This window comes from Bremerella cremea (genome assembly GCF_039541315.1).
GTDB classification, from domain to species: Bacteria; Planctomycetota; Planctomycetia; order Pirellulales; family Pirellulaceae; genus Bremerella; species Bremerella cremea.
Genome location: NZ_BAABFZ010000005.1, coordinates 565371 through 585044 on the forward strand (window position 1 = coordinate 565371; position 19674 = coordinate 585044).

The 19674-nt window shown below is 56.8% G+C and carries 18 protein-coding genes; 4 read left to right on the top strand and 14 right to left on the bottom strand.

The features are described from left to right. Nucleotides 1–7 precede the first annotated feature (7 nt). The 9 genes from ABD890_RS19195 to ABD890_RS19235 all read right to left on the bottom strand — a co-directional run bounded on the left by ABD890_RS19195 (nucleotide 8) and on the right by ABD890_RS19235 (nucleotide 7648). Nucleotides 8–403, bottom strand: coding sequence for a hypothetical protein (locus ABD890_RS19195; RefSeq protein WP_345093591.1), 396 nt, complete (start codon nucleotides 401–403; stop codon nucleotides 8–10). Between the two features lie 17 nt (nucleotides 404–420). Further along, nucleotides 421–936: a PilW family protein gene (locus ABD890_RS19200; protein ID WP_345093593.1), complete on the bottom strand. Its 516-nt coding sequence runs from the start codon at nucleotides 934–936 to the stop codon at nucleotides 421–423. Next, entirely contained in the window at nucleotides 926–1354 is a 429-nt protein-coding gene (locus tag ABD890_RS19205) for a type IV pilus modification PilV family protein (protein WP_345093595.1), read from the bottom strand. Before ABD890_RS19205 ends, ABD890_RS19200 begins: the two co-directional genes overlap by 11 nt. Nucleotides 1355–1502: 148 nt before the next feature. Next, complete coding sequence (locus ABD890_RS19210; protein ID WP_345093597.1) at nucleotides 1503–2009, bottom strand: pilus assembly FimT family protein; 507 nt, start codon at nucleotides 2007–2009, stop codon at nucleotides 1503–1505. 10 nt (nucleotides 2010–2019) lie between these two features. Beyond that, nucleotides 2020–2346, bottom strand: coding sequence for a competence type IV pilus major pilin ComGC (locus ABD890_RS19215; protein ID WP_345093599.1), 327 nt, complete (start codon nucleotides 2344–2346; stop codon nucleotides 2020–2022). A gap of 129 nt (nucleotides 2347–2475) precedes the next feature. After that, nucleotides 2476–3618 carry a type II secretion system F family protein gene (locus tag ABD890_RS19220; RefSeq protein WP_345093601.1) on the bottom strand — a complete coding sequence of 381 codons (1143 nt, stop codon included), beginning with the start codon at nucleotides 3616–3618 and terminating at the stop codon, nucleotides 2476–2478. Between the two features lie 9 nt (nucleotides 3619–3627). Continuing rightward, nucleotides 3628–5319 carry a GspE/PulE family protein gene (locus tag ABD890_RS19225; protein ID WP_345093602.1) on the bottom strand — a complete coding sequence of 564 codons (1692 nt, stop codon included), beginning with the start codon at nucleotides 5317–5319 and terminating at the stop codon, nucleotides 3628–3630. 27 nt (nucleotides 5320–5346) lie between these two features. After that, the gene (locus ABD890_RS19230) at nucleotides 5347–5736 is read right to left on the bottom strand and encodes a response regulator (protein WP_345093604.1); all 390 of its coding nucleotides are present in this window, start codon (nucleotides 5734–5736) and stop codon (nucleotides 5347–5349) included. A gap of 157 nt (nucleotides 5737–5893) precedes the next feature. Continuing rightward, the gene (locus tag ABD890_RS19235) at nucleotides 5894–7648 is read right to left on the bottom strand and encodes an ArnT family glycosyltransferase (protein WP_345093605.1); all 1755 of its coding nucleotides are present in this window, start codon (nucleotides 7646–7648) and stop codon (nucleotides 5894–5896) included. A gap of 165 nt (nucleotides 7649–7813) precedes the next feature. Between ABD890_RS19235 and ABD890_RS19240 the strand changes: the two genes are divergently transcribed. Together ABD890_RS19240 and ABD890_RS19245 are read left to right on the top strand one after the other, a co-directional pair. Continuing rightward, nucleotides 7814–8620 (top strand): phosphatase PAP2 family protein, encoded by an 807-nt coding sequence (locus ABD890_RS19240; protein WP_345093607.1) that lies wholly within the window; start codon nucleotides 7814–7816, stop codon nucleotides 8618–8620. A gap of 90 nt (nucleotides 8621–8710) precedes the next feature. Beyond that, nucleotides 8711–9301, top strand: a complete 591-nt coding sequence (locus tag ABD890_RS19245; protein WP_345093609.1) for a hypothetical protein — start codon at nucleotides 8711–8713, stop codon at nucleotides 9299–9301. Between the two features lie 61 nt (nucleotides 9302–9362). Here ABD890_RS19245 and bamJ read toward each other — a convergent pair whose 3' ends face one another. Together bamJ and ABD890_RS19255 are read right to left on the bottom strand one after the other, a co-directional pair. Continuing rightward, nucleotides 9363–10034 (bottom strand): BamJ family beta-barrel-assembly machinery protein, encoded by a 672-nt coding sequence (gene bamJ, locus ABD890_RS19250; RefSeq protein WP_373356358.1) that lies wholly within the window; start codon nucleotides 10032–10034, stop codon nucleotides 9363–9365. A 123-nt stretch (nucleotides 10035–10157) separates the two neighbouring features. Further along, nucleotides 10158–11567 (bottom strand): DUF1570 domain-containing protein, encoded by a 1410-nt coding sequence (locus ABD890_RS19255; protein WP_345093611.1) that lies wholly within the window; start codon nucleotides 11565–11567, stop codon nucleotides 10158–10160. Nucleotides 11568–11960: 393 nt separating this feature from the next. On the opposite strand from ABD890_RS19255, the gene ABD890_RS19260 reads away from it, so the two are divergent. After that, nucleotides 11961–15371, top strand: coding sequence for a secretin N-terminal domain-containing protein (locus ABD890_RS19260; protein WP_345093612.1), 3411 nt, complete (start codon nucleotides 11961–11963; stop codon nucleotides 15369–15371). A gap of 88 nt (nucleotides 15372–15459) precedes the next feature. Here ABD890_RS19260 and ABD890_RS19265 read toward each other — a convergent pair whose 3' ends face one another. The 3 genes from ABD890_RS19265 to ABD890_RS19275 all read right to left on the bottom strand — a co-directional run bounded on the left by ABD890_RS19265 (nucleotide 15460) and on the right by ABD890_RS19275 (nucleotide 18306). After that, nucleotides 15460–16776, bottom strand: coding sequence for a response regulator (locus ABD890_RS19265; protein WP_345093614.1), 1317 nt, complete (start codon nucleotides 16774–16776; stop codon nucleotides 15460–15462). Between the two features lie 292 nt (nucleotides 16777–17068). Next, nucleotides 17069–18031 carry an EF-hand domain-containing protein gene (locus tag ABD890_RS19270; RefSeq protein ID WP_345093615.1) on the bottom strand — a complete coding sequence of 321 codons (963 nt, stop codon included), beginning with the start codon at nucleotides 18029–18031 and terminating at the stop codon, nucleotides 17069–17071. After that, a complete protein-coding gene (locus tag ABD890_RS19275) occupies nucleotides 18025–18306 on the bottom strand; it encodes a hypothetical protein (protein WP_345093617.1) in 282 nt (93 codons plus the stop codon). The genes ABD890_RS19270 and ABD890_RS19275 overlap by 7 nt, the downstream gene beginning before the upstream one ends. 475 nt (nucleotides 18307–18781) lie before the next feature. Here ABD890_RS19275 and ABD890_RS19280 point away from each other — a divergent pair, with 475 nt between their 5' ends. Further along, a complete protein-coding gene (locus ABD890_RS19280; protein ID WP_345093619.1) occupies nucleotides 18782–19471 on the top strand; it encodes a hypothetical protein in 690 nt (229 codons plus the stop codon). Nucleotides 19472–19674: the final 203 nt, after the last annotated feature.

Consider the following 19674-nt stretch of genomic DNA (forward strand, 5'->3'; position numbering starts at 1 on the left):
GTTGCTTCTAGCCACTGGTACTGACCGTGCATTCCAAACGTCGTGTCACGTTGCCCGCTTCCCCTTGAGCGGTGACAATCACTTGACCTGCGTTGCCATCGGTCGCGGTAACGCTGTATCGATTGCCACTGCCTAACGGCAGTTCAATATTGCTGATCGTGCCTCGCCAATTGCTATCTTCCTCGAGCATCGCCACCGCATGATGCACTCCGGCGCCGGCCAGGTACTGGGCCTTGTCGTAGTCGGCCGTGTTACGATACGCGGCAAACTGCGTCGTTAATCCATTGCCCATCCCTGCCAGGATGATCGAAGTGACCACCATCACGATCAGCACCAACAACAGCGCGAACCCGCCGCGACGCGGCTTGGATCGTTTACGTTGATGGATCATGATCTGGGACATGGGACGCTTCGTACTTCTTAAAAGGCTCGCACCCACGCATGCGATTTGAGTGATCGAGTGGCCACCGATCGTTGCGGGAGCGCGTACGTGACCGTAATGCGAATGCACTGCACGGCACTCGGGTCGGTCGTTTGGGTGACACCATCTTGTTCGTATCCAACCAGCGACAACGCGGTGATGTGGTTCCCCAACAGTTGGTCAGCGGTTGTTGGCCCGTAATAAACATTCGTCCCGGTATGGTCCCAGATCACCGACGAACCGTTCGGCATGAGTACCGTCAAACTGCCAGAGCTGTCGCCGGCCGCACTGATCGCCGAGACTTCCTGGCATTGGCGAATTTGCCGGACCATATGCCGCAGCACACCGACGGCCGCTTCATGTCGCAAACTGTCGCTCCGATGATCGATCCAGGTGTCGTAGTTCACGCGCATCAGCACCGACACCGCCGTAACAGCCGAGACCAGCAAGGACATCGCCACGAGCAGTTCCAGCAGGCTAAAGCCACGTATTGTTCGAGTTTGACTAGGCACCATCTTGATAGATCTTCATGCTGGCGAGTTTCGTAGCGAAGGTCACTTCAGGCTCTCCGCTATCTTGCCCGCCATTTCCATTTTCATCGTTCCAGACCGTGACAGTCACCACCATCAACTGGTCTGCAATTCCTCCGTATGCCGGCGAAGTCGTTCGCGTGGCCACATACCGCACCGAAGGCAATCCAACATCGGAAAAGGTTCCGGCGTACGTTCCTTCGGTGAAGTCAGGAGCGGCCGCGGCCAACTGCTCTTCCAGCTTGCCCACCGCCAACAGGTTCATGTAGTTCCATGTTTCCAGTTCGTGGCTGGCATGGATCGCGCCGGCCATGAAGTTCATCGCGGGAATGATTGCCAGCGCCATCAGGAACGTGGCAATGACCACTTCCAACAGGCTGTAACCTGGCCGCGATGTTTTCATGATCCGTGACTCCCGGTGTTGTCTGCCCTAGTGGTTTCGGAAACCCGACGCCGTGGCAAGAATGCAACGTGCGCACCAGGACGTGTAAGAATAGGTCACCAGGAAACGTCGTCAAAAAGAGGGAAACCGGAACACAGAAATCATCCGCTTAAAACTGCTCGAGCAGTCCCCAACCGGTGGCAGAAATGACGGTTATCCGCTCCGTGCGATCTGGCCCGGCAAACGTGATTACCGGGGCGACCGTCGCTTCACCCTGAAAATTGAAAGTGGCATCGCCGCCGACCTGGATGATGGTCGTATCGGAAGACAAGGTGTGAGGTCCTTCGACAATCGTCGTCGAACCGCTATCCCGTTCAATCTGAAATCCGGTGATCGTACCGGAAGTGGCCAGCATCCGCACACGATGGTTATCGCCGGTCGCGATCGCCGCTGTTCTGGCTTGGCGAAGGGCCATCAAGATCCGGAACGAATCGCTACCAGCCGCCAAATTCCCTTTCAGCCCCGGAGAGATCCGAGTCGCGCCGATCGCCGCCAGTAAACCAAGAATGGTCACCACTGCCAGCATCTCCAGCAGACTATAACCGTGGCGTCGGAACGCAAATGACCGCGTCACAAGTTGTGCGCGGTCATTACTGGTTTGGGTATCGATCGTCATCGGAACCAATTTAGTTGGCGCTCACGCGATGCGTGGTGCCATCGATCGTGTAGCTGAGCGAGCTATCGGTTGGCACGGTTGGCACGCCATCTGGGAGGTAGTCGGTACCCAGATCACTCAGAGCACTTGGCCACGAACCGGTGTTGACGTAAAAGCGTTCCACTGCCGAATTCAGCGTGGCAATGTTATGCTCGTTCACACGTTGCTTCGCCAGGGCGCTCGAAGTGCTAACGCGCGGCACGACGATCGCGGCGATAATCCCAAGGATCACCACCACGGCCAAAAGTTCCAACAACGAGAAACCACGACGGTTTCGATTTAAACTGGCTCGGTACATTGTTCCACTGCTGCCTAACGGGTTTATCTGAATGAGGTTTCCGGATACCCTGCCCTGATTCTCGATATTTCGTAGTGTTTTTACTTGCTACGATATCAGCCAATCAAATGTAGGTCGCCGTTAACGACGTTATCTCTCGACGAGATCCAACATGCCAAACATCGGCATATAAATCGCAAGCAGAATCCCTCCCACCAGAAAAGCCATCAGAATCGTTGTGACGGGTTCAACCACACGCACGAAACTGTCAGTCTTCCGCTCGATATCCTTCTTCAAGTGATCACGAATTTGACGACTGGCCGGACCTAAGTTGCCGGTCTGCTCGCCCACGATCACCAACTGGCTGACCACCGGAGGAAACAAGTGCTGATGCCGATCCATCTCGCGGCTCAGACGTTCTCCACGACGCACGGCTTTTCCCAAAGAACCGATGGCGTGATCAACCGCCAGGTTCGAAACGACGCCTTGGCATTGCAGCAAGGCATCTGCCAGGTGAAAGCCACTTTGCAGCATCGTTCCCAACGCATCCATGAACTGCAGCATCGCAATATCGACCAACCAGGGACCGATCAGCGGGAGCCGCAGAATATGACTATCCATCGCGATGGCCAGGTTATGATTGCGTCGCACCTGACGAACGGCGATGCCGATGCCGATCAGCCCGAGCAATATGATCCAGCCATACGATGTCAAAAACTGTCCGGTGCTTACCAATACCTGGGTTGGTAATGGAAGTGGAATCTTTGACTTGCGGTACGTTTCTTCAAACACCGGCAAGATGAACAAGATCATGAAAGCACACACGCCGGAACCGGCCAGGGTGACAATCGTTGGATAGCTCAGCTTCTTATAGATGCGCGAGCGTAGATCGTTGTCCGTTTCCATCTGATCGGCGATCCGACGAAGCACTTGGGGGACGTTTCCCGAGCGTTCGCCGATGCGGATCTGCTGAATCACAATCTCTTCGAACACGCCCTCTTCGCGAGCGAGTGCCTTCGAGAAACTATCGCCTCGTTCAATCGCCGAGTGCAGCGACTGCAAAAGCGTCTTGCCCCAACGCATCGACGTTTCATTCGAGATCGTCAGGATCGCTTTAGGCAAGGTCACGCCGTTTTCCAACAGCGTGGCCAGGTGCGAAAAGACTTCGCCCTGACGTCGCTTGGAAACGCCGCGAGTCTTTCGCTGAGGCGTCAATTGAATCGAATGGAGCCAGCGAAATATTCCGCCAATTCCGCCGGAGTTGGTTCGAGTTCGGGCCGCGGTTGCTTTCATGGTGTTCGCTTACCCCATCGTCTTGAAGTAGGCTTCTTCCAGCGTGGTGCGACCTGCGACGGCCATCTGCACGCCACCACTCAGCAGGTCGGTCATCCCTTCCTGAACCGCCAACTCGCGAAGCTTGCCATGCGGCATGCCCTGATCGATCGCTTCCGCCATGCGGTGCGTGTTGACCATGATCTCGAACACCGGAACACGACCTTGGTAGCCACTACCAAGGCACTTGTTGCAGCCGCGACCATGATAGAACATCGCGTCCGCTGGAATCTTGCAACGGCGTGCCACCGTATCGAGCATCGCTTGGTTCGGCTTGGCAGGCTCTTTGCAGTGAGTGCAGATCGTTCGCAACAGACGCTGAGCCACGCTACCCAAGAGCGAACCACCGATTCGGAAGTGGTCGATTCCCAAGTCGTTCAAACGAGCGACCGAACCGACGGCATCATTCGTATGGAGCGTACTGATCAGCAAGTGCCCCGTCAGCGCGGCTTGCACCGCGGTGGTTGCCGTTTCATGGTCACGAATTTCGCCCACCATGATCACGTCGGGGTCTTGTCGCATGATGTATTTCAACGCGTTGGCAAAGCCCAGACCGAACTCGTTATCGGAGTGAATCTGGGTGATGCCTGGCAAGCGATATTCGACGGGGTCTTCGACCGTGACGATGTTGCGGTGCACCTGGTTCAATTCCGAAAGCATCGCGTACAGCGTGGTCGATTTACCCGAACCGGTTGGTCCGGTCACGACCAGCATGCCGTGCGGTTTGTCGATCAGTTCCTGCAATCGCTGGCTATCGACACTGCTAAAGCCCAACTGGTCCATGCGAAAGACCTTCGAGCTTTCGTCGATCAATCGCATCACCACCTTTTCGCCCAAAACCGTCGGAATGATGCTCACACGGAAGTTCACGTGCTTGCCACCATCTTCGATGCTGATGTGACCGTCTTGCGGTCGGCGAGTTTCGGTGGTGTCCATGTCTCCCATCACTTTGATACGGGCAATCACCGCCTCTTCAATGTGATTTGGGATGGTCATCACCTGCTGGAGTTGGCCGTCGACACGGTAACGAACACGCATTTCTGGCTTGTGCGGTTCCAAGTGAACGTCGCTGGAACCGGAGTTGATGGCACCGGAAAGGAGCGACTTCACCAGCCGCACCACAGGAGCCGATTCTTCTTCGTTCAACGCGGCGATCTTTTCCGCCTCGACGTCGACATCTTCGTGCTGTGCGAGTTCCTGCAGCTTCATGTCGACGATCGTCTGACGAGCGACAATCTTGTCGTCAAAGCCACGATCGAGTGTCTCTTGAATTTCGGCCGAGAAGCCGACGATCGGATCGATCGGATATCCGGTGATCAATTCCGCTTCGGAAATCGTTTCGATATCGTCCGGCGCGGCCATCGCCAGTTGCAGGCGACGCTGTCGCAAACCAACGGGAACGGTGGTGCGACTACGGGCGAATTCTTCCGGCAGCAAGCGAACCAACTGTGGGTTGACCGCTTCGGGTACGATCGTTTCGAAAGGAACTTCAAACTGTTCCGAGAGGGCAGAACCAACCTGCTGACGAGTCACCAGGCCTCGACGCAGCAGAATAGCCCCCAACATACCCCGTTCGGAACCTTGACTGCGAAGCGCCGCATCGAGTTGCTCTTGCGAGATATGCCCACGGGCTACCAAGATGTCGCCGAGACGTCCTGCCATTATCGTTCTCTAAATCTTGCTGGTGTGTTAGGTGATGGTTTCCGGCGACAGCAATCGCTCGATCTTGTGTTCGAGGACCGCAGGGTCGTACGGAGTCACCAGGTAGTCTTTTGCCCCAGCCTTGAATGCCTTCTGGACCACGTCGAGACTTGGGTCGGTCGAGAAGACCAGAATCGGAGTCTCGTGGGTCTCTTCGCCCAACTGAAGCTGGTTGATCAGTTCCAGCCCCTTCATGCCGGCCAATTCCAGGTCGACAATCACCACGTCCACGTGGCTCTCTTCGCACAACTCAATGGCATCTTCCGCGGTCTCGACCGTTTGCACGTCAAAACCCAACAGTTCCAACCGAAACGCAGTGATATCGGCCAGCAGCGGATCGTCTTCAACAACCAGAATGCAGGGATTGCTCTCGCGCATGATCAAATCCTTCTGAAGGAAGCCAAAGGTGTCGCTATTCGACGCACAACCTTAGCTTTCACTGGAAGGCAAGCAAATCTGCCAAGATATAAAGGGGACGCGGGCAGTACAGAAGCTGCAATCGATGCAACCGGAACACGTCCCCTCGCGGGTTTCCCTAGCGCGAAGCAGTCTGCTTGCGCGACGCGACTTCGACCAGTTCGGGGGTCGGCCGCAGGGCAATCAAAGGATAGTCCTTCAGGAAGTAGGGCTCACGAGCCACTTCCGTCAGCATGCCACGCAGTTCACTAGGAAGCTCTTCCAGCTTTTCGGGTGTGGTCAACAGAATGGTGTTCGTTCCGTGGGCGAACTCCAGTTCCAGATCGGCCGGGTCCTCAGGAATGAACTTCACCGGTTGCCGGGCATAATAAACCCAACTTGCCTCGCTCACACCGAACGAGCAAAGCTGTGCATCGGGCGAGGCCTGTTCGATCTTGGCCAGCAGGTTGTCGATCGACTGATGATTGGAAACACGCTGGGCAATCACGCCGAACAGTCCCAACACGAACAGCATCGATGTCATCGCGAACAAGCGAAACGCTTGCTGGTAGTTTTGCTGCGACTTCCGCCACCAGGCCAGACCGCCGCCGACAATCAACACCATGCCCAGCAGGGCAACCAGTTCTTCGCCGGGCAGAAACTTTGCCGCCAGGACAGCCAGCCCGGCGACCAGCACAACACCAACGGTTGTCGTAATGCCAAAGGCCAGGTCGAGCCAACGCGAGGAGACTTCACTCCGTTTCTCGACCATGCGAGAAACAAACAAGCCCGCCAGCAGCGCCAGACCTGGGTACATCGGCGTGATATAGCTAGGCAACTTGGTCTGGGCAACCGAAAAGGCACCCAGCCACACAACGACCCAGCAGCAGCAAAAGATGATCGCGGCTTTCTGCTTCGAGTCGCCTCGCAGTTGTTGGCGAACGTCCAGCAGCATCGGCGTGAAAAAGACCGACCAGGGAAAGAACCCAATACAGATCGCCACCAGGTAATAGATCGGCGGCCCCGAGTGTCCTTCAAATGCGGTTACTGCCCGATTCAAGTTGTGCTCGAAGAAGAAGCCTTCGATCCAACGGTAATCTCGCATCGCAACCCAGATGTACCAAGGCAGAGCCACCGCCATGCAAGCGACTACTGCCAGGATCGGTCGCATGAACCAGACCGTCTTGAGGAAGTGCAGCGGGTAAAAGGGCCGCAAAAGCGAGAGCCCCCACTGGAACCAACTGTGGGTCGGTTCGGCAGGTGCCAGTCGCATGATCAACAGAAACATCCCGATGATTGCCGTCGGCAACACCAGGCCGACGGGGCCCTTCGACAACACGGCCAGTCCCAACGCACCATACAACAGGGCGACCTGCCACCACTGGGCTGGGTAATAAGTTCGCGGCGTATTCGACTCTACTTCTTCGTTCGAGAAGCTGAAGGACACGTAGGTCCACAAACCAAGCGTCACGAAGAAGATCAACGGCGCATCCGGGGTCGCCGCGCGCGAAGCTACCGTGAACATCAACGTCGTTGCCAGGCAGATACCTGACCATAACCCAACCGACGGATTAAATAGCCGACGGCCGATGTCATAGGTCAGCAGAACAGTCAGCGTTCCGAGAACGGCCGAAAAGAAACGAGCACTAAACTCGCTGATTCCAAACATCGAGTATGCCGAGATCATCAGCCAATACAGCATGACCGGCTTGTGCGTGCGAAGCTCGTCGTTGAAACGAGGAACAACCCAGTCCGCGGCTTCGATCATTTCAACCGCGCAGCCGGCGTTGCGAGGTTCGTCACGATCCCACAACTTCGGTCCGCCGAGATTGAAAAAGAAAACGATCAAACAGAGACCGATCAGCAGTCCCCAGTTTTGATTCACGCCGAACATGACAGCATTCCTTTGCTTGCACTCGATACAGGCTCAGGAGTTTAGCGGAACAGGGCAGGTTCCTCCAATGGCAGTTCCCAACCCCGTGAATGCCATTGGTCAAACGAGTCGAAAGAGTTAAGTTGGCGATTGCACACTGCTTAACTTCCATCGGACTAACTGGATATGGTGAATACGGACCACGCGGAACGGGAATCTTCCGCTTCCATTTCGGACAGCCCACTCCCCTCCCCGGCGATCAATTCGCCTGCGACGATTGAAGATAAAGAACGTCGCTTCTCGCCTCGCTTCTTTCTGGTACTCTCCGGAATCCTGGCAATTTGCGGCGTGTTGAGCTTCTTCATCGATCATTCGGTCAGCGGTCAACTGGCGGCCCCCCCGCACGAGTTCCGTTTCATTGGCGGCGATTTGAAGAAGCTGATTGCCCTGTCCGAGATCTTCGGGCATGGCACCGGGGTGATCATGGTGGTCCTGGCAGTCTTCGCCCTCGATCTCGAAAACCGCTGGCGAGTCGGCATCCTTCTGGGAACTGCTTTCGGAGCCGGGCTGACAGCCAATGTCTGCAAGTTCTTCGGTGTGGCTCGCTATCGCCCGCATGCTTTCGATTTTTCTCGCCCCATAGGGGACAGTTTTTACCAGTGGTTTCCCTTTCTTGACTGGTTCGACCACGAGGAACTTCGCCAGGCCGCTTATCAAAGCTTCCCTTCGGGGCACTCCGCGACGGCAGCAGGCTTATGCGTAGGGCTTTGCTTTTTGTACCCCCACGCCCGGTGGTACTTCCTGCTGGTCGCTGGACTGGCCTGCTTTCAGCGGATCGTCTTTCGCATGCACTTTCCCAGCGACGTCTGCCTGGGCGCGGCGTTGGGCTTGTTGATCGCGACGTTCCTGCTGACGTACGGAAGGCTGCCGGACCTGGCTGGGTGGCTGGAACGAAAGATCAAAGCGCGTCGATCGAAACAGGCAACCGCCTAGCCTCGATTCGTCTGCCAATCGTTGGCCAAACAACGCGAGATCTGTCAGACTCAGGGGAATCTCTTTTACGGATTGCTCAAGGAGTCTTCGATGTCGGCATGGCTTTGCCTGATCGCAGTGGTAACTGCACCTCCCACGACGCCAGAATCTGCCACCACGAATGTGACCACGTTGGAGTCGCTTGAAGAACAGCCTCCGCTGAAACCTCACGAGATCCGCGGCGCTATCCGAGTGGCTCTTCGCGATGAAGCGACCAGCAAGTCGTTTAACACCCGGCGTGACGCGATCGTGCGGATTTGTGCTCTGTATGCCGAGATGATGCTGAACGAAGAGTTCGCCGAGTTCGAGCAAGAGAAATGGCAAGCCAAGCTGAGTTCTCGCCTGAGATCGGTTCGCGACGACCTCGAAAAATTGCCGAAAACATCGACTCCGTTGCACTCCATCTCGGACAGTTCCGATAGCGAGTCATCCACCGGTGCGGCCGGCGGCGGCGCGATTGACGAGCCAGGGGCGACCGAATTGATCGATCTGATCACCACGACAATCGATCCCGAAACGTGGGACATCCATGGCGGCCAGGGAAGCATCTTTTACTTCAGCAATTACCGAGTGTTGGTCGTTCGACAGACGCAAGATGTGCACCAGAAACTGGGCGGCATCTTGCCGAAGCTGAAGCCATAAAAAAAGCCTGCTGACCAGCAGCAGGCTTTTCGTGTGTTGCGTACGATCGGGTAACGATCGCTTACTTGGCGATGTCCAGCAGTTCGATATCGAACACCAGAACGGCATTCGGCGGAATGCCTGGACGACCCTGGGGGCCGTAAGCCAGTTCGGAAGGAATGACCAGCTTCCACTTGCCGCCAACCTTCATCATCTGCAGCGCTTCGGTCCACCCTTCGATCACGCCGTTAACAGGGAAGGTTGCTGGCTTGCCGCGTTTGTACGAGCTATCGAACTCCGTACCGTCGATCAGCGTGCCTTTGTAATGGCAAACAACCGAGTCGGTCAGCTTCGGCGTCGCACCGGTACCTGGGGTCAGCACTTCGTACTGCAGGCCACTGTCGGTCTTCTTCACGCCTTGCTTCTTGGCGTTCTCAGCCAGAAAGGTCTGACCTTCCTTCGCGGATTCTTCCATCTTCTTCATCATCTTGGCCTGAACCAAGGTCTGGAAGGCCTGCAAAGCTTCGCCGATTTGTTCTTCGGTCAGCTTCGATTCAGCACCGCTCAAACCATCACGGAATCCGGCGACCAAAGCTTCGATATCGAAGGGAACATCGGGATTGGCAACTTCGTTCGCAATATTGCGACCAATCGCGTAGGAAGCCTTCTGTTCGGTCGTCTCCAATTTTGTCTCCTGGGCAAATGCCGCGTGAGCGACCAGCACCATCGCGATGGCACTAAGTGAACGAAACATGAATTTCCTTTCGGGCTATAGGTGGGATCCCGGGACGGGCAGTCTCGATGACCATTTCACCGAGCCATTTGGGCAATTATCGGGGTTTTCCCCAGCTGGGGAAAGAGAGGGGAACGAAAAACGCTAGTTGTTGGCCTTCAACCATTGGGTGGCAAACCGCTCCGCTGCCGAGCGGTTTGGGAAGACTTGAACGGCAGCCTGGGCACTTTGTTGGTGGGCGGCGTCCAGTTTTCGAATCTGTTCCTGCTGCCAGCGACTGGCTAGTTCTTGGTTGTGAAAGACGTTCGCCGTGCCGAAGGTTCGATTATTGATATTCACACGCACCGATGCGACCAAATGCGGGAACTCTTTCAAAGGGTGGTCATACGGCTGCGACTTCAAGTGAGATACCAGGCTCCGTTCGATCTCGGCCAGGTCCTCGCCGAAGAACTCTTTGAATACCTCCGAGTTGCTCGTCACCTTCCCGTTGTTGCCTCGTTCGATCGCCCCTTCCAGCGGCCGTAGCTCGCTGACCTTTTTCATGAACTTATCGAACTCCAGCTTCCGCCGCGTCGCCAGATAATGGGTCAACGCCCACGCCGAAGCGTACCCGGTCGAGGTCAAGCTGCTCGCTCCGACGGTGTCGTCCACCATGGTCCCATCGGCCTGATCGGCGTCTTTCGCCTTCAGGTAAGACTCCAGCTCGAACATCCGCATGTCATTGATGTCGCCGGCCCCTTTCCATCGCATCCGTTTGCCGAAATCGGTCGGGGCGTAATACTCGGCGATTCCTTCCGAGATCCACATCGGCCACCGCGACAATCGCTGCTGCACCCCGATATTGTGCAGGATCTGGTGGGCACCTTCGTGCGAGATCGTCGAGATCGCCTGACGATAGTAAAGCTCCCATTTGAAGGGAGTTTGCATCGGCTTTTCGTACATGACGACATGGTTTTCGAGGATGTCGTAGTATGCGACCACGCCGTCCGGCAGTTGGGCGAAGTCCTTGTATTCGCGTTCGGTCTCGAACATCAGCACCACCAGCGGTACGTCAGGCTCGTGGACGTCGATCTTTTGCCGCTTGGCATGGGCCATCACGCCTGGCAGCATCGACTCCATGATGCGCATGGTTCCCTGGGCGAATTCGTTCGAGGTGTTGTAGACGAAAATGAAGTGCCGCGAGGTGAAGGTCTTGAAGCCTGGGTGCTCGGTTTGCAGCTTCTTCTCGAGCTGCTTTCGATCCATTCCCTCGAAGGTCGCGTCGGTCTTTTTGACTTCGTTAATCGGCCGTGTAACCAGGCGACCGTCGGGCTGCTCGATCACCAGGCTCTTGTCGATGGCGACCTGAATGCGGCCAACCGCTTTTTCCCCTTCTTCGGTGCGGAACTCGACATTGCCGGTGACGTTATACAGGACCAACCCCGGTTTGATATCGAGCCCAAAGGCCCGCGGATCAGGGACCGTAACGCGTGTTTGTGCCGATACCGCTTGGGCACAACTAGTCACAATGAACCAGGCAAGACCGAGCCAGATGCAGGGGCGACGCTGCAGCATGCTTGTTTTCCCTCGAGATTGGATCCGAAAGCGAGAAGAGGAGGAGGCTGGGGTGCGTGAAATTTAGTCACGAAAAGGCGTGACTGCCCCTCCATTGTCGTGACACCTGCCATTGCAGCAAGCAATTTTCACGAACAACCCGAATCTCGGAGCTGGAAATCCAAAAAGTTTCCCGAATTCTGACACTTGGGGCGATTAGTGGGGTTTAAGTTAGATTGAGAGACCTCTTCCAAGCGTATGTCATCGCGCACACGTCCAATTCCGGGTCTCGCGGAATGAACATAACTTATTGAATCGCAGCATCTTATGCACACGATGTTTTCTAGCTTTCAACGTCCGTTTCAGGTAGTCGCCCATGTGGCTCTGGTTGCCGGTCTCGGAATTTTGCCCCTTATGAGTTCGGCCCATGGTGCAGACCCGACATTTGTGGGGTCTCTGGCCGTAGCGCTCGAAGACGATTCCGCCGCCCAGCTTCAGTTGAGCGATGAAGTCCTCATGAAGCTCAAGACCTTGGCTTACGAGCGGGAAAAGAACGCGCTCGACATGGCCTTGGAGCTGAAAGGGGCTTCGCCGGAAGAAAAGCAGCAGAAGTTGGACGCTTATGTCGCCGAGTCGGAACGGCTGACGATGGAACTGCTGACCGAAGATCAGCAGGCCATGCTGAAGAAGCTGGAAGTGAAGAAGGCGGGCATGACCGCCATTCTGGAACCAACCGTTGCAGGTCAGTTGAATCTGGCCGATTGGCAAAAGGCCGAACTGGCCCAGGTCTTGAAGGCCACGCAAGCCGCCGGTGCTGGCGAACGCGAAAAGAGCGAGTTTGAACGCTTCGCCAATCGCATGCTGAGCCCTTCGCAGCGAGCCAAGTGGGAAGAACTGGCGGGTATCACCAACAATCCAGAAACAATCCCTGCCGATCAGGTCGTTCCTCCAAACCGTGAAGAACCTCAAGCACCTGCCGTCGCCGCTTCTGGCGAAGCGGGTCCAGCCGCACCAGGCATGCCTGCCGTTTCGCCATCGGACGCCGTTGCCGGCACCGCTGGTGCCCCTGGCATGATGGGTGGCAACACCATGAAGTTCAGCTTCCGTTACCAGCCATGGGGCGATGTCCTCGATTGGTTCGCCGAGCAAGCCGACTTGTCGCTGGTGATGGACGCTCCACCTGCAGGCACCTTTAACTACACCGACGGCAAAGCATACACGCCAGCCGAAGCGATTGACCTGCTCAACAGCATCTTGCTGACCAAGGGCTATACCCTGGTTCGCCGCGAAAAGATGTTGATCGTGGTCAACCTGGAAGATGGTGTCCCGCCAAATCTGGTTACTACCGTCTCGATGGAAGAACTCGACGACCGCGGCAAGTTCGAGTTGGTCAACGTGCTCTTCAGCCTGAAGAAGATGACTGCCTCAGAAGCGGAATCCGAAATCACCAAGCTGATCGGCCCCCAAGGTGCCGTGGTTGCTCTGTCGCAGTCGAACCAGGTCTTCGTCACCGAAACGGCCGGTCGCCTGCGCACCATTCGCGACATGATCCAGGCCGTCGAAAATCCATTCGGCAGCGACGTGACCGTGGTCGACACCCAGAACCTGCTGGCCGACGAGATCTTGACGATCGTTCGCCAACTGATGGGGATGGAAGAAGGATCGAACACCGCCGCCGATGGCTCGATTCGCTTCGCCACCGACACCATCGGTACCAAGATCTTCCTGACTGGGAAGAAAGACACCGTCGACAAGGTTCAGAAACTGATCGCTCAGGTCGACGTTCCCGGCGGTGGCCTGGGTGGTTTGCCTGGCGACCAGCTTCAACTGGAAGTCTATCCGCTGGGCACCCTGGAACCTGCCACCACGCTGCAAGTCATGCAGACGCTGCTGGCCGGCAACCCAGACGTTCGCCTTGCCATCGACGAGAACACCGGCAACTTGATCACGCTGGCTCGCGGCGACGAACATGCGACCGTCAAAGCAACCCTCTCGCAGATGCAGCGCGACTCGAAGCAGGTCGAAGTGATCCAACTGGTCACCGTCGATCCGCAGATGGCTGTCCTTTCGATCAACAAGCTGTTTGGCGGTGCTGGCGAAAAGCCGAACCCCAACGCACCGATCATCGATGCCGACCCACTGACTTCGCAATTGTTGGTCCGAGGCACCGGCGAGCAGGTACGTCAGATCAAAGACCTTTTGATGAAGATGGGCGAAGATCCTGATGCTGCGTTGGCTAGCCGCGGCGATCGGGGCAACATCCGCTCGATCCCATTGTCCGGCACTGCTGCGGAACGCGTTCTCAACGAACTCGAAATGCTTTGGCCAACGGTCAGCACGAGCCGTATCCGCGTGGTGCGTCCGTCGGCTCAGCCGGCCGTTCGTGGCCTGCCACCTAACATGCCAGCCGATAGCCCAAACACGACCGGCTCGACCTACGACGAGGCAGAAGCGCCTCGCCTGCCATTCAACTCCGAAGCACGCTCTTCCCAGAAGAGCGTCTTTCAGTTTGTGGACTATCAGGAAGGTGACGCCGCGGAAGAGGAAGCCACGACGCGTCGTGCTCCGATGATCACGGCCGCCCAGGCCCCGACCACCGCGAGTGCCAAGCTTCCAGCCATGACCATTCCAGCCACGCCGGCCCCAACCGCAGACGCTCCGCCGAAAAAGCCCGGCGAGATTACCGTGATGATGGGCCCGAACGGCTTGATCATCGCTTCGGAAGATCAAGAAGCCCTCGACAAGTTGGAAGCCCTGATCGAAACCCTCAGCTCGCGATACTCGTCGTCGGCAGAGTACTCGGTCTATTACCTTCGCTATGTGAAGGCAGACGTCGCCTCGTCGATGCTGCAAAGCATACTGACCGGCGTTGCCCCGAGTGACGATGGTGGCGGTTCCTTGATGGGTGACATCGCTTCCGAAATGCTCGGTGGTGGTGGCGGCCTGATGGGCTCGCTGATGGGTCTTGGCGGAAGCAGCTCCAGCACTTCGCTCTCAGGCGGATCGCTGAGCATCATTCCAGACATGCGATTGAACGCCCTGGTGGTTCAAGCCGGCATCGAAGACCTCGACAAGATCGACCAGTTGCTGAAGATCATCGATCAACCGCACAGCCCGGAACAAGTCGAAACCAAACGCACGCCACGCATGATTCCGGTTCTGTATACCAGTGCCCAGGAAATTGCAAATATCGTGCAGACGGTTTACTCCGACCGCATCGCTGCCAGTGGCCAAGGTCAGCAGCAGCGTCAGCCTTCGCCGGAAGACTTCATCCGTGCCCTGCGTGGCGGCGGACGAGGTGGTCGCGATGGTGGCGGCAACGGCGGCGGAGCCCAGAGCGAACCAGAAAAGATGACAATCGGCGTCGATACTCGTAGCAACTCGCTGGTGGTGTCGGCCCCAGACCCGCTGTTCGAGGAAGTCAAATCGCTGGTCGAAGAACTCGATCAAGCTGGCGACGACACCAACCAGACCATGCAGGTCGTCAAGGTTCGCAGCTCGAATCCAGAAGCGATCCAGAAGGCCTTGTCTTCGCTGACCGGTCAACCGGTAACGGTCAATTCGCAGACGGCGAACGGCAGTAGTAACTCGAGCAGTTCCAGCAATTCGTCGCAGCCGCAACCTAACGCAGATGAAATGCGTCAGCGAATGGAAATGTTCCAGCGTATTCGCCAGCAGATGCAAAGTGGTGGCGGCGGTGCCCCAGGCGGCGGTCGCGGCGGCAGCACCGGTGGTGGTGGCCGAGGTGGTAGTCCCGGAGGCGGCGGTCGCGGTGGCTTTGGTGGAGGCGGCTTCGGCGGCGGTGGTGGCCGAGGCGGTCGCTAAACACCTTCAGCATTTCACCGTTGCTTGAAATTCACTTTTAAAGGGACTGCATGGGCCAGGCAGTCCCTTTTTCGCATTCACCCAATCGCTAAGTTCCCACCACAAACGTACCACGTTGGATCCACTCCAACCCTGGACGAATTGCCTGGAACTGATCGATAAGAATCTGCAGATCGACCTCAGCGGCCTCGAAGTTCTCGGCCGCCCCATGCTCTTCCATCCGCTTTGCAGCTTCCAAACCGCTGCTAGCCGAGAAGTACCCGAACGAGTCTTTCATGCTGTGCGCGCTTCGCTGCAGCTTGGGAGCGTCGCGAGCTGCCAAGGCATTCTGCAGTTCGTCGAGCAGTCGTTCGCTGTCTTCCAGAAACACGCCTATCAGCGCAACCAGAAGATCGTGATCGCCACCCACATTGGTAAGCGCAGCGGGGTAATCGACTAGCTTCAGCGTCATCGTGTCGTCCGACTCTGGCTCGTCGTATATTGGCAGTGCTGCTTCTTCCGCTTCGACCACCTCCTCGGTCGCTTCGTACTCCGGCGTTTGCGTTGTCATCACCCGATCGATTACCTCATACAGCACGTTGGCATTGATCGGCTTGGTGACGTAATCGTCCATTCCGGCTTCCAGGCATCGCTCGCGATCCCCTTTCATCGCATGGGCGGTCATCGCCACAATCGGAATGCGGGAGCCTTGCGTTTTTTGAAGTCGGCGGATCTCGGCCGTGGCGGCGAAGCCATCCATGATCGGCATCTGCACATCCATCAGGATCAAATCAAATGGTTGCGTTGGATAAGCTTCGACGGCCTGCTTTCCATCGGCGACCACGTGCACCGTATGACCACACTTCTGCAGCAGGAGCGAAGCCAGTTTCTGATTCACCGGGTTGTCTTCGGCCAGCAGGATGTTGTAGGTCCACAGGCCAAACGCATGTCTTTCGCCGCTGGTTTGTTCCTGGCGACGGGCCAGTTCTTCAAAGCCGAGCACCGTCACCATCGCATCGAACAAGTCAGACTGTTTCACCGGCTTGGTGACCACGGCGTCGATCCGGCAAGGCAGCTCTTGCATAGCCGCTTCGCTCATCACGCCATGCGTCAGTAGGATCGCCTTGGCATCGCCAGCCCCCAGGTCCGACTGCATCCGGCGTAGCAGCTCGATATCTTCGATCGACGGCATTTGATCGTCGACGATCAGCAGCTTTTGCGAGGCCGACTTGGCGCTCTCGTTTTGCCAAAAGGCCAGCGCCGTGCCGCCATCTTGAAACGGCTTGAGAGCCAGCCCCCAGTTCCCAAGCATTTTGGAAACAACGTTCAGCGACGATCGATTGTCGTCGACCAGCAGTACATCGTTGGCCAATGCTTCTTGCGGGAAAGGCTGGAGCCGCGCATCGGTCAGGCCCCCCTTTTTCATACGGGTGGTGAAATGAAACGAGGTTCCCTCGCCAACGACTTCAGCGGAAGCCGGCGGAGCGTCTCACCAGACGACTTGTGGCGAATCTCAATCATTCCCGCAGTTCGTCAATGTTCCACCGCCCTGCCCTGCGTGCGACAACGAATGGCGTGCAAAGCAACGTCGATGGACTTAGGGTTGGCTGGGATTGAAGTTGAAATTAGCGCGCCTGGATTAGGCTGTAAAACGAATTTTCAACGTTCGCTAATAGAATCAACCAACCTTAACAAACTACGAAATAGCAGGGCAAAGACTAGCCTTTCCCCGCTTCTAGACATTCCTTCGGCGTGATCACACCGTCGTGATTCAAGTCGTAGCTATCGAACTCAGCGACCTTCGATTCGCTCCACGACGAAGTGTACTCGTGCATCATGACCTGACCATCGCCGTCGAGGTCGTTGCGGGTAAACCAATCTGGCAACCCCTTCGGCAGACGTTCGGTGGCAGTGAGGAAGCGATAGGTTTCCTGCTTCGGCGATTCACTGGAACGGCTGCGGCTCGAAGAAGAACCACGGGCAAAGCTTTCGTTCCGCTGCGTTAGTTCGTCGAGCGTGATGCGGCCGTCGCCATTCTTGTCGTACTCTTCAGCGTTACGAAGCCCGCCCCATTCCTCTTTTTCGAGTGTACCATTGCCATTGCGATCGTTTCGGCGCATTAAGCTTTCGGCGTATTCCCGGAAACGATCGTCGCCGCCACGGCCACGATCGTCACCTCGACGATCATCCCGGTCGCCACCGCGACTGCCGCCGCTACTACGGGCCACACGTTCGCAAAGTTCTTCCATCGACAGGCGACCATCTTTGTTCTTGTCGTCCTGGGTCGGATCGTCACGCCAACGGACTTCCTGCCATTCTGTGCCGTCCAGGTAATGATTCTTGTTCTTGTCGTAGCGATCCATGATGCTCATCACTTGATCGACCACCGACTTGCCGTAGCGGTCTTCCAGCGACTTGCCGTTGACCGGTGGTGGTGCGTCGAAGCCCTGGGCAGGTTCGGCATCGGATGAAACACCAAAGCTCATGCTTGCCGAGTCGACACCCTTTTCTCGCTCTTCACGAGCTTCTTTGACTTTCTTGGAAGCATCTTCGACGTTGATGCTTTTGCTGTTTTCCAGACCGGTGCCGGTGAGAATTCGCTTCAGGAATTCGCCGCCGCGACCTTCCAGTTCTTCCCCTTCGATCTTGCCGTTTCCGTCACGGTCGAAACGCTTCAGCATTTCGGCCGGGTCGAAACCTCCTGGGCCACCTCGACCACCTCGGTCACCGCCCCAACCTCCACGATCGCCACCGCGGTCTCCTCCTCGGTCACCGCCGCGATCTCGACCACCACGGTCGCCTCCGCGGTCGCCGCCATCATCGCCACCGCGATCACGACGAAATCCACCTCCTGGGCCACCGCCGCCCGGTCCGCCACCTTGCCAACCGCCAGGGCCGCCACCACCGGGTCCGCCGCCAGGTCCACCTCCCCCTGGCCCACCACGCTGCCATCCACCGGGAGGTCCTTGCGCGAAAAGCGATTCCGTCGAGATACCAATCAACGACAGAACTACCAGGGCAAGACCAAGATGAAAGGAAGAACGGGCGATCATGGGCATGATCCTCTTTTCCATGAGATGAAATCGCAGCGAGCAGCAATGTTTCTAACAGTTTAATTCACATTGCCTGCTACCGTTAAACCCCGCAAGTTGCTTTTGGGTTGTGCTCTCAAATCGGCAAACCGGGTAATTTTCAAGAATTTGGTCATGATTCAGCAAATCTCTCGAAACCTTACCCACTTCGCATGGTTGACCTCCCTTAGGCACATGTCCCATTCGGCTTTCGGGCCCTCCTAAAGCATGTGACCTATTAAATTGAAACTCAGACCCCTCGTTTGGGCGAGATCTCCCACTATTCTGAAAGGTGCCTCGATGAAGTTTTTTGTGGCTTTGGTTTGCGCGGGGGCAATGGCCCTCGCTACGAGTTCGGTAATGGCTCAGGGTCCCGGTGGCGGCCCCGGCGGTCGCGGTGGTTTCGGCGGTCAGGGTGGCCCTGGCGGCGGCACCGATCTGTTTGGCCTGCTGAACAACGAATCGGTCCAGAAGGAAATCGAGATCGTTCCTTCGCAGATGGACGACATCCGCGAATTGAACCAGGAAATGCGTTCGAGCATGGGCGATATGTTCCGCGGCATGCGTGACGCTTCGGAAGAAGAACGTCAAGAAATGTTCGACAAACTGCGCTCCGCCCGCGAAGACATGGAAAAGGACCTGAGCAAGATCCTGATGCCAGCTCAGATGCAGCGTCTGAAGCAGATCCAGGTTCAACAGCAAGCCAGCGGTCGTGGTGGCCTGTCGATCACCAATGGTCGAATCGCGGAAGAACTGGGCCTGTCGGAAGACCAGATTGCCGATCTGCGTGACAAAGCCGAAGAACTGCAGACCGAAATGCGTGAAAAGCTCGCTCAGCTCCGCAAGGACGCCGACGATGAGCTGCTGAAGCTGCTGACTCCAGAACAGCAGAAGAAGTGGAAAGAAATGGTTGGCGAACCGTTTGAACTGCAGCAACAGCGTGGCGGTTTCGGCGGCCAGGCCGGTCCTGGTGGTCCAGGCGGACAGCGTGGCCAACGCGGTCAGCGCGGCGGCCAGCGTGGTCCAGGTGGCAACGACGGCGAAATCTAAGTCGTTAACCAGCCTGCCTTTACGCATGCAAATTGAGAATCTTTGCGACCCCTCGCCACTAGAAATGGCGAGGGGTTAATCGTTAAGATCGGAATCCCCTATGTTTGTTTTGGGAATTCGCGAAACAATTGGCGGTTGCAAAACGTTTAATACTTAGCAAGCTAAAGCCTATCTACCATTCCACTTCGAATGGTTTGCCCCGC